This is a genomic window from Streptomyces sp. NPDC008150, from assembly GCF_042956945.1.
In the GTDB taxonomy this organism is placed as follows: Bacteria; Actinomycetota; Actinomycetes; order Streptomycetales; family Streptomycetaceae; genus Streptomyces.
In genome coordinates, this window is record NZ_JBIBHJ010000006.1 from 21847 (window position 1) to 36302 (window position 14456).

12 protein-coding genes and 2 pseudogenes are annotated in these 14456 nt (G+C 72.2%); 8 read left to right on the forward strand and 6 right to left on the reverse strand.

Going from position 1 to position 14456, the window contains the following annotated elements; translation table 11 throughout:
* Window positions 1-66: 66 nt before the first annotated feature.
* A complete protein-coding gene (locus ACFZA0_RS16500; protein WP_391016637.1) occupies window positions 67-1125 on the forward strand; it encodes a zinc-binding dehydrogenase in 1059 nt (352 codons plus the stop codon).
* A 123-nt stretch (window positions 1126-1248) separates the two neighbouring features.
* Here ACFZA0_RS16500 and ACFZA0_RS16505 read toward each other — a convergent pair whose 3' ends face one another.
* Together ACFZA0_RS16505 and ACFZA0_RS16510 are read right to left on the reverse strand one after the other, a co-directional pair.
* Window positions 1249-3735 (reverse strand): Helicase associated domain protein, encoded by a 2487-nt coding sequence (locus tag ACFZA0_RS16505; protein ID WP_391016639.1) that lies wholly within the window; start codon window positions 3733-3735, stop codon window positions 1249-1251.
* A 312-nt stretch (window positions 3736-4047) separates the two neighbouring features.
* Window positions 4048-4677, reverse strand: coding sequence for a TetR/AcrR family transcriptional regulator C-terminal ligand-binding domain-containing protein (locus ACFZA0_RS16510; RefSeq protein WP_391016641.1), 630 nt, complete (start codon window positions 4675-4677; stop codon window positions 4048-4050).
* A 144-nt stretch (window positions 4678-4821) separates the two neighbouring features.
* Here ACFZA0_RS16510 and ACFZA0_RS16515 point away from each other — a divergent pair, with 144 nt between their 5' ends.
* From ACFZA0_RS16515 to ACFZA0_RS16530, 4 genes are all read left to right on the forward strand, one after another.
* Window positions 4822-5589, forward strand: a complete 768-nt coding sequence (locus tag ACFZA0_RS16515; RefSeq protein WP_391016644.1) for an SDR family oxidoreductase — start codon at window positions 4822-4824, stop codon at window positions 5587-5589.
* A 105-nt stretch (window positions 5590-5694) separates the two neighbouring features.
* Complete coding sequence (locus ACFZA0_RS16520; protein ID WP_391016646.1) at window positions 5695-6588, forward strand: SDR family NAD(P)-dependent oxidoreductase; 894 nt, start codon at window positions 5695-5697, stop codon at window positions 6586-6588.
* Between the two features lie 50 nt (window positions 6589-6638).
* Window positions 6639-7553 (forward strand): alpha/beta hydrolase fold domain-containing protein, encoded by a 915-nt coding sequence (locus tag ACFZA0_RS16525; protein WP_391016649.1) that lies wholly within the window; start codon window positions 6639-6641, stop codon window positions 7551-7553.
* Window positions 7554-7714: 161 nt separating this feature from the next.
* Window positions 7715-8632, forward strand: a complete 918-nt coding sequence (locus ACFZA0_RS16530; protein ID WP_391017590.1) for an alcohol dehydrogenase catalytic domain-containing protein — start codon at window positions 7715-7717, stop codon at window positions 8630-8632.
* Between the two features lie 52 nt (window positions 8633-8684).
* Here the strand turns inward: ACFZA0_RS16530 and ACFZA0_RS16535 are convergent.
* Window positions 8685-8915: pseudogene (locus ACFZA0_RS16535) on the reverse strand (hypothetical protein); the annotation flags it as partial.
* Here ACFZA0_RS16535 and ACFZA0_RS16540 point away from each other — a divergent pair.
* Window positions 8872-9294 (forward strand): annotated as a pseudogene (locus tag ACFZA0_RS16540) (class I SAM-dependent methyltransferase); the annotation flags it as partial. The pseudogenes ACFZA0_RS16535 and ACFZA0_RS16540 sit on opposite strands and share 44 nt — an antisense overlap.
* Window positions 9295-9354: 60 nt before the next feature.
* On the opposite strand, the gene ACFZA0_RS16545 reads toward ACFZA0_RS16540, so the two are convergent.
* Window positions 9355-9948 (reverse strand): hypothetical protein, encoded by a 594-nt coding sequence (locus tag ACFZA0_RS16545; protein ID WP_391016652.1) that lies wholly within the window; start codon window positions 9946-9948, stop codon window positions 9355-9357.
* Window positions 9949-10248: 300 nt separating this feature from the next.
* Here ACFZA0_RS16545 and ACFZA0_RS16550 point away from each other — a divergent pair, with 300 nt between their 5' ends.
* Both ACFZA0_RS16550 and ACFZA0_RS16555 read left to right on the forward strand, forming a co-directional pair.
* Window positions 10249-10917 carry a Type 1 glutamine amidotransferase-like domain-containing protein gene (locus tag ACFZA0_RS16550; protein WP_391016654.1) on the forward strand — a complete coding sequence of 223 codons (669 nt, stop codon included), beginning with the start codon at window positions 10249-10251 and terminating at the stop codon, window positions 10915-10917.
* 179 nt (window positions 10918-11096) lie between these two features.
* Window positions 11097-11687: an exonuclease domain-containing protein gene (locus ACFZA0_RS16555; protein ID WP_391016656.1), complete on the forward strand. Its 591-nt coding sequence runs from the start codon at window positions 11097-11099 to the stop codon at window positions 11685-11687.
* 38 nt (window positions 11688-11725) lie between these two features.
* On the opposite strand, the gene ACFZA0_RS16560 is transcribed toward ACFZA0_RS16555, so the two are convergent.
* Both ACFZA0_RS16560 and ACFZA0_RS16565 read right to left on the reverse strand, forming a co-directional pair.
* On the reverse strand, window positions 11726-12304 hold the full coding sequence (locus ACFZA0_RS16560; protein WP_391016659.1) for a GNAT family N-acetyltransferase: 579 nt from the start codon (window positions 12302-12304) through the stop codon (window positions 11726-11728).
* 112 nt (window positions 12305-12416) lie between these two features.
* Entirely contained in the window at window positions 12417-14162 is a 1746-nt protein-coding gene (locus ACFZA0_RS16565; protein WP_391016661.1) for a SpoIIE family protein phosphatase, read from the reverse strand.
* Window positions 14163-14456: the final 294 nt, after the last annotated feature.

The window sequence follows — 14456 nt, forward strand, 5'->3', positions numbered from 1 at the left end:
CACTGATCGGTGTACGGTGGAGAACATGATGTTCACAGATCAGTGTACCCATGGGAGGTTCCAGTGATGAGCGCATCGAGGTCCATGCGGGCGGTACGTATCACCGGGCACGGAGGACCGGAGGTTCTGGAGACCGTGGAGGTTCCCGTACCCGTCCCGGAGGCGGGGGAGGTGCTGGTCCGGGTCGGAGCGGCGGCCCTGAACAACACCGACCTGTGGACCCGGGAGGGCGCCTACGGGCGGCCGGGAGACCCGGAGGCGAAGTCGGGCTGGCGCGGCCCGGTCGCCTTCCCGCGCATCCAGGGTGCCGACGTGGCCGGCCGGGTCGAGGCGGTCGGGACCGGGGTGGAGCGGAGCCTCGTCGGACGTCGGGTCGTCGTCGACCCCGCGATCTACGACACAGATGAGACGGACGCCAACCCGGTGGGCCTGATGGGAAGCGAACGCGACGGCGGGTACGCCCAGTTCGTGACCGCACCGGCGGAGCGCGTGCACGACGTGACGGAATCCCCGCTCACGGACGACCAGCTCGCGACGTTGCCGACCGCCTACGGCACCGCCCTGGGCATGATCGAGCGGGGCCGGCTGCGGAAGGGGGAGACCACGCTGGTCTCCGGAGCGTCGGGCGGCGTCGGCGTCGCGCTGGTGCAGATCGCCCGTGCCCGCGGGGCGAGGGTCCTGGCCGTCAGCAGCGGGGCGAAGACCGACGCGGTGCGCGAGGCGGGCGCTCACGAAGTCGTCGACCGGGCGGGAGATCTCGCCGGGCAGCTCCGCGCCGCCGCGCCGGACGGCATCGACGTCGCACTCGACGTCGTGGCCGGCGAACTGGTGGAGCAGGGGCTGCCGTTGCTGCGCGAAGGAGGCCGCTGGGTCGTCGCCGGTGCGCTCGGCGGCTACGACGTGTCCTTCGACGTGCGCCGTCTCTACCTGCACAACGCCCGACTGGTCGGGTCCTCGATGCACACACCGGCGCACTTCGCCCTTCTCATGGACATGGCCCGTCGGGGTGAGATCCGCCCCGTGGTCGCCGCGACCTTCCCGCTGGACCGCGCCGCTCAGGCACAGGAAGAACTCGCCCGCAGGGGGCACGTCGGAAAGATCGTCATGCACCCGTGGGCACAGTGACCCCCAACTCCCGTTCACGGTGCGTGCCTTGGCCGCGACCGTCCGACCACCATCGCGGCGACCACCTCCGCGCCGAGCTCCGACGCCGGGCCTGGGGCCCCGGGGCGGACGCGCGACCGGGGGCTACGTCCACCGCATGCCGATGGCGTCGAGCTGCGCCACCCGTTCCGGTGTGAGGGTCGCGACTCTGCTGCGCTGGTTGCTGATCCAGGCCCCGAGCTTGAGCTCGCGTTCCTCCTGGTCCGCGCCGACGGTCCGCTCGACGTGCTTGCGGGGGACCCGCAGGTGGCCTTCGCGTGCGTAGAACCGTTCGGCGGCCTGGTAGTTGAGGGCCCACTTATCGGCCTGCGTCCGCCGCGGCGGCGGCTTCTCGTCCTCGCTCGCGGGCCGGACACCGAGGACGTGCTCGCACATCCACTGCTGGACGGTGGAGAGGTCGTCCCAGCCGAACCGGACCGATCGCACCCACCGCCCGAGATCCTCACCCTGGTGGACCACGGCGCCGGGGACGGTGGGGAGACTGCCGCCGGTTCCCAGATGGCGCCGGACGAGGTTGAAGAGGCGTTGCCATTCCACCGGCCAGGCCGGGCACCACGACGGATCGATCTCCTCCAACTGCTCGCGTCGCTCGTCCGTCAGGGCTCCGGCCCCGGACGCCACGGGCAGGCCTTCGTCGCGCCGCTGCTCGTTCTCAACGGCCTTGCGCGCGGCGGCTCGTGCGTTCTTCAGCCAGATCCCCACCCGATGGCCCCGGTGCGTGGCGTGCAGCGGGGCGAGCAGGTGCCCGTTCGCCTCGGCCCAGCCGCGGGCGGCGGCGAGGCCCTCTTCCCACGCGACGTCGAAGTGACTCCAGACCATGCCGAGTTGTTCCAGCTGGGCGACGCGGTCGGCGGCCATGTCGCCACGGGTGTGGAAGCGCCGGGCGTCGGCGATCCACTGCCCGAGGGGGAAGCCCGCGAGCGGGGCCGGCCACTCCCCGGCCCCGTCCTCCGCCCGTCGGCGGTCGGGGCCGGGCACACGGTACGTGAACGGGACCTTCAGGTCGCCGTGTTCGCGGACGTAGAAGCCGGCGGCCTCCACCCCCCGCCGCCAGTGCTGGTGTTCGGGATCGAGGACCCGCAGGTTGATGAAGGCGGCCAGTTGCGCCGGGTCGCGGGGCACGGAGAACTTCAGCAACTGCCGGGCGGGCGCCGACGGCCCGGCGGCCCTGCCCCCCTCGCCCCGCACACCCCGCTGGGCGGGCTGGTCGGCGCCGGGGACCTGCTGCTGCGCCAACTGCTCGACCACGCGGGTGTCGTGGGCCCTGAGCGCCTCCAGAAGCTTCGCGAGTCCGCCGTACGCCCTGCTGGTCAGCATGTTGTCGGCGGTCTCGCCGGGCCCGAGCAGGACCGGCACCACGAGCGAGGCGACCTTGCCCTCACCGGGCCGCATCCGCAGCGCGCGGCCGACCGCCTGCACGAGGTCGGGCATGGAGCCGCGCACGTCGGCCCAGTAGACGGAGTCGCAGGTCTTGGTGTCGACGCCCTCACCCAGGACTCTCACCGAGCCGAGGAAGCTCGCCCCGACGGCGGTGCCGTCCGCACCGGTCCCGGCCGCGAACTCCTCAAGCACCCGGCGACGGTGTCCGGGCCTGTGCTCGCCGCAGAGCCAGTCCGCCCGGATCGAAGCGGGATACAGGCCGGGGTCGGCCGCGTGCAGTCTCCCGGCGACGGCGGGGAGGCCGGCCGCGAAGGCCTCCGCCTCGCGCACCACGTGGTGGAAGACGAGCGTGCGCCGGAAGCCTTCCTCCGCCGACGCCTTCACCAGGGCGGTCTGGAGCGCGGCGAGCCTGGCTCCGCGGATCGCGTCCGAACGTGCCTCCGCGCCCAGGAGTTGGGCCGCCTGAAGCCCGGCGTCGGTGATGTCGACGCACACCACCTGGTACGGCGCGCAGATCCCCCGGTCGATCGCCTCGGACAGCGTCAGCGTGTGACAACGGGCCCCGAACGGTCCGTCCGCATCGTCCTCCATGCTCGCGACCAACTCGCCGGGCGCGCTCCCGGAGTCCTCGTCGAGCTGCCACATCCGCGGGGTGGCGGTCATGTACAGCCGCCGCAGGGACGGGATCCGCCGGTTGTCGTGGACGACCGCCCAGGGCTTGCCCAGCCGCCCCGACGTCCGGTGCGCCTCGTCGACCACGATCAGGTCCCACCCCGGCAGGCCCGCCCGGTGCGCGCGTTCCAGGGTGCCCAGCCCGAGGGAGGCGTAGGTGGCGAAGACGGTGATTGTGTCGAACGGCCTTGCCCAGTCGACGAGTTCACCGACGTCCGTGGTGTTGGGGAAGGTCACGTCCTCTCCCCGCAGGGAGGAGACCCCGATCGTGGGGCCCGTGCGGCCGCCGGCGCGCCAGGCGTCCTCGGTCTGCGCGAGCAGGTCCAGCGAGGGGACGAGTACCAGGACGCGGCCCGCGCGCAGGGCATGGGCGCTGTGGGCGGCGACCAGGGTCTTGCCGGTCCCGGTCGCCATGATCACCTGGGTGCGCAGCCCTCGTTCGGGCAGGGGCCCCGGGGGTACGTCGAGGGCGCGCAGTACCGCGTCGACGGCTTCTCGCTGGTGAGGGCGCAGGTTCATTCGTGTTTCCGGGGACGGGGCGGCTCGTGTGACGGCGTGGGCGGTACGGCCGGGCGGGGCGACCGGCCCCACCCGGCCGTCGACCCGGCTGGTCGGGTCGACGGGCGGGGCGGGCACCGACCGCGGTGTTCCTGGTGGCCGGTGCTCAGGGTACGGGCGCGTCGCGGCACCCGGCTCTCCGGGCCGCGGCGAGCCGCGTGGCGCGTGGCGCCCGCGACGCGTTCGGCCCTGGGCTCACTCGAACCGGGACGGTACGAGGCCGGACGGAGGCGGAGGGCGGTCGAGGTCGGCCGGTGCGTCCGTGCTGCCGCCTCAGGGTGCCGTGTCCGGGGAGCCCGGGGTGGCGATGCCCTGAAGGAGGTTGGCGACCAGGCGGTCCGCGAAGTCCGGGGTCAACGGCTGCGCGGGGAGCAGCAGGCGGTGGTAGACGGCACCCCAGAGCTGGTCGACGACTGTCTCCAGGTCGACCTCTTCCCGGATCTGGCCGACCTGCTGCGCGCGGGTGAGGCGCTCGACCGCGAGGGCACGCCGCTGGAGGACGTAGTGGGTCGACAGCGCCTCCGCCAGGTCGGCGTCCCCCTGGGCGGCGCCGATGATCCCCGCGATGACCGTGCCGTTGCGGTTCATGAGGTTGACGAAGGTGTTGAGCTGGGTGGTCAGGTCGCGCCCGATGTCGCCGGTGTCGGGGAAGGCGAGGGTCTCCCTGAAGGTGTCGAAGTAGGCGTCGAAGGCCAGCGCCCCCGGGGTGGGCCACCACTTGTAGAGGGTCATCTTGCTGACGCCCGCGCGGGCGGCGACCTTCGAGAAGGTCAGGGCGTGGACTCCTTCGTCGAGCAGCAGCTCGGTCGCCGCCGTGAGCGTCGCACGGCGGACGTCCTCCGCCCGGCGGCGTCCGCGTCCCGGCTTGAGCGGTTCGGCCGCTTCGGCCTCTGATCGCTCCACGTGTCTGCTCCTTTCCCGCACGGCCGGCCCGGTGGGCGCGGCTCCCGAAAAAATTATATGGACCTGGAGGCCATTTCTATGTGGACTCACCGTCCACATGACGTTAGTGTACTTACTGTCCACAAAAACGAGAGGGAAACCGTCATGGCAACCATTGAGCAGTCCGCCGCCAACGAGAAGTCCGCCACGCGTGTGGCGATCGTGACCGGAGGTTCGGGAGGGATCGGCGGGGCCGTCGCCGCGGCGCTGGCCGCGCAGGGTGCCGCGGTCGTCGTGCACTACTCCGGCAGTGCCGAGCGCGCCGGGAAGGTGGTGGCGTCGATAGAGGAGGCAGGCGGGACGGCTGTAGCCGTGCCGGGAGACGTCGCGGACGAGGCGGCGATGACGGCCCTGTTCGACGCCGCCGAGGAGCACTTCGGCGGGGTGGACGTGGTGGTGAACACCGCGGGGATCATGCTGCTCGCGCCGGTGGCCGAGATGGACCTCGACGCCTTCGACCGGATGCACCGGGTCAACGTGCGCGGCACGTTCGTGGTCTCGCAGCTCGCCGCCCGGCGGCTGCGCCCCGGCGGCGCGCTGATCAACTTCTCGACCTCGGTCACCAGGCTCCAGCAGCCGACCTACGCCGCCTACGCGGCGACCAAGGGCGCCGTGGAGGCCATGACCCTGATCCTCGCCCGTGAACTGCGCGGCCGGGACATCACCGTCAACGCCGTGGCCCCCGGCCCGACCGCGACTCCGCTCTTCCTGGAGGGCAAGAGCCCCGAACTGGTCGGACGGATCGCCGCCGCGTCGCCGCTGGAGCGGCTCGGCACCAGCGAGGACATCGCGAGCGCCGTCGCCTTCCTGGCGGCCCCCGAGGGCCGGTGGATCAATGGCCAGGTCCTGTTCTCCAACGGCGGCATCGCCTGACCGCCGCGCTGCCCGCCCACCCGCAAGGAGCGGGCCGCCACCCGGCGACCCGAACAAGCGCAAGACCAAGAACACCCACCGCTACCGCACGACAGGAATGATCTGATGTCCACCGTTCTCATCACCGGTGCTGCCACCGGCATCGGCAACCTCACCACCAAGGCGCTCGCCTGCGCCGGACACCGCGTCTACGCGACGATGCGCGCACCCGAGGGCCGCAACGCCCAACGCGCCCAGGAACTGCGGGACTTCGCCACCGAGGTGGGCGCCGACATCCGCGTCGTCGAACTCGACGTGGCCTCCCAGGAGTCGGCCGACGCCGCCGTCCGCGCGGTGGTCGCCGACTGCGGCGAACTCGACGTCGTCATCCACAACGCGGGCCACCTGCTGGTCGGTTACGTGGAGGCCTTCACCGCCGAGGAGATCGCCCACCTCGTCGACGTGAACACCCTGGGCGTCCAGCGGCTCAACCGCGCCGTCCTGCCGCACCTGCGCGGACGCGGTCAGGGCACCCTGCTCTACGTCGGCAGCACCACGTCGATCACGACGCCGCCCTTCCTCGGCCCCTACGTCGTGTCCAAGGCCGCGATGGACTCGCTCGCCCTGGTCACCTCCTACGAGGTCTCCCAGTTCGGCATCGAGACCGTGATCGTCATGCCCGGTGCCTTCACCGAGGGCACCGACCACTTCCCCAAGGCCGGCCGCGCCACACCCTCCGCCGACGTGGCCGAGGCGTACAAGGCCCTGGACCCGCTGGTCGCCCGCAACGAGGAGGCCACCGCCGGCCTGTTCACCCCCGGCACGCATGCCGACCCCGTCGTCGTCGCCGACGAGATCACCCGGATCCTCGCGCTCCCGTACGGCCAACGTCCCTTCCGCAGCGTCGTCGACCTGACCAACTCCACGGTCGAGCAGGCCAACGACGCCGTCACCGAGGCCCGCACCGACTTCGTCCGCCGCATGGGCTTCGGCGAGGTCCTGGAACTGCGCCACGCCTGAGCCACGCCCCACCTCATCCCTGCTGAACCGAACGAAACAGCGAGACCACCATGGCTGAGTCCCCGCTCGACGCGATCGTCGACATGCTGCGCACCTCCCCGCTCGACATGGGCGGTGATCCGTACAAGATGCGTGTCGTCTTCGACGAGATGATCGGCGCCCACCCCGTTCCCGACGACGTCCGCGCCGTACCCGTCGAACTCGGCGGCGTCCCCGCCGTCGCGGTCACGGCGGGCGAGGGCCGGCCGGCGGGGGCGGTGCTCTACTTCCACGGCGGCGGCTACGTGCTCGGCTCCGCCGCCGCCAGCGTCAACCTGGCCGCCGACATCGCCCGCCGCTCCGGCACCACCGTCTACACCGTGGACTACCGCCTCGCGCCGGAAGACCCGTTCCCGGCCGCCGTCGACGACGCTCTCGCCGCCTACCGCGGTCTGCTCGACCACGGCGTCCCGGCGGAGGAGATCGCGGTCAGCGGCGAGTCGGCCGGTGGCGGGCTCGCCGTGGCCGTCCTGGCCATGATCAAGGAGGCCGGCCTGCCCCGCCCGGCGGCGGCCGCCGTCCTCTCACCGTGGACCGACCTCACCCTTTCGGGCCTGAGCCACCGGACCAAGGCCGCCCTCGACCCCGCGCTCACCCGGCAGGCACTCTTCACCCGTGCCGGCGACTACCTCGCGGGCGCGGACCCCCGTTCCCCCCTTGCCAGCCCCCTGTTCGCCGACCTGCGCGGACTGCCCCCGCTGCTCGTCCAGGCCGGAACCCACGAGATCCTGCTCGACGACGCGGTCCGGCTGGCCGCCAAGGCCGCCGACGACGACGTGGCGGTCACGCTGCGGACCTTCCCCGGTGCCCCGCACGTCTTCCAGGGGTTCGCCGCCGTGCTCCCCGAAGGCGCGCGAGCCCTGGACGAGGTCGGCACCTTCCTGCGCGGCCACCTCGACAGCCACCCGCACCGGCAGGCCGACTGACACCCGGACGCCCCGTCCGGAGGCGGGATCCCACAGCGCGGTACCAGGGTGGACCGTCGCGCACCACGACGGTCCACCCACCTCCGGCCGGGCCGTGCCCGGCGGACACGACCGACAGCCATCGCCCGACGCACCACGGCGACGAGCAGAAGGAGCAAGCCATCAGAGCCGTACGATTCCACCACTACGGAGACGTCGACGTCCTCGACGTCGAGGACGTCGAGCCGCGAGCCCTCGGACCGCAGGAGGTACGGGTCGAAGTACGCGCCGCGGGCATCAACCCCGGCGAGGCCAAGATCCGCACCGGCGCCCTGCACGCGTTCCTCCCGGCGACCTTTCCCTCCGGACAGGGCAGCGACCTGGCCGGCACCGTCGTGGAGACCGGTACCGACGTGACACGGTGGCAGCCCGGTGACCACGTCCTCGGCTGGTCCTGGGAGCGGTCCAGCCATGCCGAGTACGTCGCCGTACCGGAAGGCCAACTCGTCGCCAAACCGGCGGACTTGTCCTGGCAGGTGGCCGGTGCCCTGTACGTGTCGGGCTGCACCGCCCACGCGGCCGTCGCCGCCGTGGCCCCCGGCCCCGGCGAGACCGTCGTGATCACCGCGGCCTCCGGGGGAGTGGGGAGCATCGCCGTCCAGCTGGTGCGCCGTACCGGCGCGCGCCCGGTGGCCGTGGCCTCACCCCGGCACCAGGAGTGGCTGGAGGCCCGGGGCGCGACCTTCGTCAGCTACGGCGAGGGCGTCGAGGGCCGGATCGAGGAGGCGGTCGGCGGAACGGCGCCGGAAGCGTTCCTGGACTTCTACGGAGGGGACTACGTGCGGCTCGCTCTCGACCTCGGTGTCGCCCCGGCACGCATCAACACCATCGACTACGCGGCCGCCGAGGCACACGGGACGAGATCGGACGCGAGCACGGAGGGAACCAGGCCGGAGGTCCTTGCCGAACTCGCCCTCCTCGCGGCCACGGGAGCCATCGAGGTCCCCGTCAGCGCGGTACACCCGCTGGAGGACGTGCGGCAGGCGTTCCAACAGCTCGAACACGGCCATCCCCTCGGCAAGATCGTGCTCGCCCCCTGACCCGGCCCACATGCGAGGCGCCGCCCCGGCTCGACGGTGGCCCGATCGGCCGGGGGGCTCGCCGCGAGGACAGGGTGGTGATCCCCGGATCGGACTCGACGGCCTGCACGGACCCGGCTCGTACGGCCAAGAGCCTGGCGAGATCCCCACTGCCGGCACCGACGTCCAGCGCACGGTCGCAGCGACTGGGCAACTGCCGCAGGAGCCAACGGTGGTAGTGAGCGTTGTGGTCCCAGGGAACTCCTGCCGCGCTCCCGGTCGCGTTCACCGTCGCGGACGCGATGGCCGAGCTTCCGGCCGGCCCCTACGACGTCGTCACGTGCGTCGCCACGATCCACCACCTGCCGTTCACCCGGGCGCTCACCCGATTCCGGCGAAGCCTGGTGCCGGGAGGGACCCTGGTGATCGTCGGGCTGTCCCGGGCCCGGACCCCGGCGGACCATCTGCTCGGCGCCGTGGCCATCCCGGCCAACGCTGTGACGGGCTGGCTGAAGAACCGGGGCCGCCCCTCGCGGCGGCCCGTTTCGATGACGGCCCCAACTCGCCCCGCGAGCATGCCCTTTGACGACATCGTCCGCGAAGCCGGAGACGTCCTCCCCGGTGTCCGGCTGCGCCGACGGCTGTTCTGGCGCTACACGCTGGTGTGGACTCGGCCCGAGTAACCCGCTGCCGGGGCGGGACGACGACGTCGCCGTCCCGCCCCGGCAGCCGGATGCCTCGGGTCAGGACACCGCCACCACCACGTTGAACCACGGTGTGCTGAGTGAGGACAGCGGCGACTTCAGCTTCTGCATGTCCAGCCGATAGGTCCCCGCCGGGAGGACCCCGCCGCCCGGGTAGGGAGCGAGCGGGAGGTAACGGCCGTTCAGGACGCCGGTGTTCGGGTCCCGGGTCCACACGCCTGCCGAGGTGTGCAGCCAGGTCACCGGACCCCGGCTCAGGGAGGGGTTCACGGCCGAGCTCTGCGCGGAGGTCAGGCGGAAGGTCGCCCCGGCCAGGGATGGCACTCGGGCCGCCCGGGTCAGGGTGAAGGAGAAGTACCGGTGGTTGTAGGGGAGGCCTGAGGTCAGAGGCGGGCAGTTGACGGCGACGACGGTGCGTCCGGTGACGTTGCCGAGCTGCTTCGGGCTGTTGTAGGAGCCGGCGCCGACGAGCTTGCGGCAGTCGTAGCGGTAGGTCGCGGCGGACGCCGTCGGTGCCACGGCTCCGGCGGCGGCGGTGAGGACCACCGTGACCCCCGCCCAGGTCGCGGTGCGCCAAAGTACCTTCCGTGTCCGGGTGTTGACGGCGTGAACATCGGTGTGCGATCGGTTCATCGAAGGTCCCCCTGGTGCTGTGTCCACCTCGTGCTCGCGCGGCCGCCCGCCGCGCCTTCTCCCCGCCGGCGGTCCCGTCCGGGCCTGACGGCGTGGAGAGTTGGAGCATAGGAGGCGATGTCCCGACTCCGCGCGCCTTGCGTGAAGAGGTGCGAGATCGACCTTTTCCTCCCTGTAAGGGATCGGATCTGTCTCTCCCGGACGGTGGGAAGCGAGGGCGAGAACACCGGTCGTGCCAGGGGGAATCGGTGAGTCCGGGGGTTCGTTGCGCGCGTTCGCCCGCCGTGCTTGGCTCGCCCGATGAATCTTCTGCTGACGGCGAGCGGCTTGCGCAACGAGACGCTGCGGGACGCGCTGCGGGACATGCTGGGAAAGCCGTTCGGAGCGGCGAACGTCGTGTACATCCCCACGGCCTCGGTCGCCGAGCCCGGGGACCACGGGTGGTTCGTGGCCGACATGAACCGGCTGTACGGCCTGGGCTGGCGCGAGTTCGACGTTCTGGAGCTGAACGGCCTGCCCCGGCAGGTGGTGCTCGACAGACTGCTCCGTGCCGACGTCCTCTACGTCGAGGGCGGCAACCACTACCACCTCGCGCGGAGCATCACCGGCAACGACCTGGCCGACGGAATCCTGGAGGCGTTGGAGAGCCGGGTCTACGTGGGAGTCAGCGCCGGGTCGATGGTCTTCAGCCGGAACCTCACCGGCCACTCCGCCGACGTCATCGGGGACACCGCGGACCTCCACCTCCTCGGTGCGACGACCGTGGAGCCGCCGTTCGGCCTCTTCGACTGGTATCTCAAACCCCACCTGTACTCCCCGGACTTCCCCGAGCGGGACGACGCCTGGGTCGATCGCATCGCCGCGCGGGCCGACTTCCCGCTCTACTTCATCGACGACGAGACGGCGGTACGCGTCAGGGACGGCAAGGTGGACGTCGTCTCCGAGGGGCGGTGGCGGTTCCATCCGTGACCCATCGGCGTGCCGGGGCGAGGGCCGGAGGGCACGGCGCCCCGGCCCAACGGCTGTGCCCGTTCCCGCGAGCGCGCGCACCGTCGCGCGACCGGGCGGACCGGGACGCCTGCCACCACCCTTGCCGCCCGCGCGGAAACCCACGTGCCCGAGCCGCCGTCCGTCCCTACGCTTTCGCCATGGACAGCACCCGTGCCGACGCCGACGGTCTCCTCAACGTCGTGGACGTCGAGGCCACCTGTTGGGCCGGCCCCCAACCGGCCGGTGAGGTCAGCGAGATCATCGAAATCGGCCTGACCGTCGTCGACTTGACCGCCGGCGAGCGCGTCGCCCGGCATCGGATCCTGGTGAGGCCGGCCCGTTCGAGGGTCAGCGAGTTCTGCACCGAGCTGACCGGCCTCACCCAGCACGAGGTCGACCGGGGAGTCACGTTCGCGCAGGCGTGCCGACTGCTGGCGGCCGAGCATCGGGCGGGTGCCCGCCCGTGGGCGAGTTGGGGCGACTACGACCGTCACCAGTTCACCCGGCAGTGCCGGGCCGCACCGGCCCCGTACCCCTTCGGCCGCCACCACACGAACGCCAAGGCCGTCTTCACCCAGGCGTACGGCCTGCGCAAACGGCCCGGCATGGCCCAGGCGCTGGAGATGGCCGGGCTGCGGCTGGAAGGCCGTCACCACCGGGGCGAGGACGACGCCTGGAACATCGCCGCCCTGGTGCTTCTTCTCTCGGAACGGAGCGCCTGGCCGATCTCGGCAGGTCACCCGGCCTGACGCAACCCGCACGGGCCGACGGCCGTCAGGACGAGGACTCAGCGGGCGGAGAGCGTCCCGGACCCGGGTCGCCACTCCCGCCTGAGCAGCCCGTAGACCCATGAGTCGGAGACATCGCCGTTCACGACGCAGTCCTCCCGCAACGTCCCTTCGAGCAGGAATCCAAGCTTTTCGAGCACGCGCCCGGATGCCGCGTTGCGGGTGTCCGCCTCGGCCTGGACGCGGTTCAGGTCCAGCGTGTCGAACGCCCATCGCAGCACGGCGTGTGCGGCCTCGGTCGCGTAGCCGTGTCCCCACGCCGCTTCCTTGAAGCAGTACCCCAGCGAGGCGCTGCGGTGCTCCGGGTTCCACGAGGCCAGGGTGCACCAGCCGGTGAACGTTCCGTCGGACACACGGTCGACGGCCCACCGCACCCCGGTGCCGTCCTGCTCCATCCGCCGGCAGGTCGCGAGGAACTGCTCGGCGCGCACCGGGTCGTTCCACGGTGGCGAATCCCAGTAGCGCAGCACGTGGGCATTGCTGTGCAGCGCGAAGAGGTCGTCGGCGTCCGCGTCCTCGAAGGCACGCAGTCGAAGGCGAGCGGTCAGCAGCGTGGGGGTGGGCAGCGACGCGGTCATCGTTCCGTCCCGGGGTTCGGTGGCAGGCCCATCCGACACCCGAGGCGGGGCACTCGCAACGGGTTTCCCGGAGGACGGCCAGCGCGCCCAAGTCCGTTCGGTGGAGCGGGAGTCAGGGCGTGCACCGCACGGCGAGCAGGGTCGCGTCGTCCGTCTGCGGCAGCTCGGTCATCGCCCGTACGACACGTTCCGCGTACTCCTGAAGTCCCGCACGGCCGGGCCCGATTCCGTCCCGTTCGAGCAACTCCGCTCTGCGCCGCAGCAGTTCGGTGTCCGCGTCGATGTCGCTCGGCCGCCGTTCGACGAGACCGTCGGAGTACATGAGAACGACGTCCCCGGCGCACAGGACGGTTTCGACGGCGGTGTAGTACGCGTCCGGGAGGACGCCCAGGGACAACCCCGCGGACCGGGGCGGAGCGGCGAGCAGCTGCGCGTCGCCGTCCCGCAGCAGGATCGGCGGCAGGTGTCCGGCGCTGACCCAGCGCAGCAGGCGGCGGTCGGGGTGGTAGCGGGCGACGACGGCGGTGGCGGTGGACTCGGGGCCGTCGTCGTAGGCCACCTTGTTGAGCCAGCCGGTGAGCTTCTCCACCGGCCTCTCGGTGAACGCGAGGCCCGCCAGCGCGTACCTGAGTTTCGCCATGAGCGTGACGGCACCGAGGCCGTGGCCCCGTGCGTCACCGAGCGCCAGCAGTGTCCGGCCGCTGGGCAGGACCCGCGCCTTGAACCAGTCTCCGCCGACACGTGCTCCGGAGTCGGGCCGGTACACGGCCGCCGTCTCCAGTCCCGAGCGTGCCGACTCCCCGGCGAAGCGGGGTGAGACGGCCTTGCGCAGCGTGGCCGCCACCTCGCCGAGGGCCTGGACCCGGTGCTGGGCGCGCTGGGCCTCCTGTTCGGCACGGTCGGCGCGGTCACGCGTGAGGCGGTCGCCGGTGACGTCCATCATGACGCCGCGCACCGCCCACACCGGTCCGTCCGGCAGTGAGATCGGTTCGGCCAGGAAACGCAGGACGCGGTTGTGCCCCGTGACCAGGTTCAGGTCCCGCTCGGAGGTCCGCCCGCGCAGCAGCACGTCGGACAGCACCTCGTGGAGCAGCCTGCCTCCCGCCGCGTCGGTCATGGCCGCCATGTCGACGAGGCTGGGAAGCGACGCGTCGTCCGCAAGACCCAGCACGCTCCGCACGCCGAAGGAGGCGCGCGGGCTCTGGCCGGTCAGGTTCCACTCCATCCAGCACGTCCTCGCCAGGTGCTGGGCCGCGAGCGCCAGCGCCTGCCGGTTGCCGCGCTCCCACGTGCACATGAGGTACGTGCCGCAGCGCACGACCCGTACGTCCGCGCTGATGCGAACCGCGTCCCCGCTGGGGGCCCGCAGCGAGAACTCCACCGGCTGCGGGCCCTGGCTCTCGCCGCTGCTGTGGGCCTCCCCGAGCATGCGGGGCAGCGGCGTGCCCGCCATCTCGGGGTAGCGGACGAAGAGGGGCACAGGCTGGGCGGGGCGGGGCGGGAGGGTGCCCGGAGGGATCACCGTTTCGGCGTACTGCCGGGCGGCGGTGTTGTGCCGGACGTAGTAGTAGTCGGGCTCGCCGCCGTCCGCCGCGCGGACCGGTGCGACGAGAAGCGCCGCCGTCGGCATCGCGTCCATGAGTTCCTGCCACCGGGGCTCGGGCAGGGACCCGGCGCCGAAGCCCGCGCCCGGCCCGGCCGCGGCGGATGTCCGGCTTCCGGCCCGGTCGTCGGACCCGGCGAAGCCCGCGATCCTGCGGCGCTGTTCGGTGAGCAGGTCGGCGATCGCGGTGAGTTCCTCGCGGGCACAGGCCCTGCCGGCGTCGTCACCCGCACCGGCCTCCGACTGCAGGGACATCGCCACTCCATCTCTCGCAGGGACCGGGACCGGATCGTGGGCACACGGACTCGGTGACGGTTTCCGTCGCGGGGCCGGAGTGCGGTGTCGGGCCTGGCCGGGCGGGGAAATCCACGGCGAGCCGTCCAGGTGCGCGCCGTCCGTCTATCTACCGTGCGGCGCACCTTGCGCAAACAGCTCCGCCGGGGAGTCCGGCAGCACGTCGGTACGTGTCCTGCGTGTGCGGTCGTGCCGGGGATCCGGGCAACGAAGGAGCCGCTCGGGGTAGACGCGCGGGTATGACGGTGCGGAGAC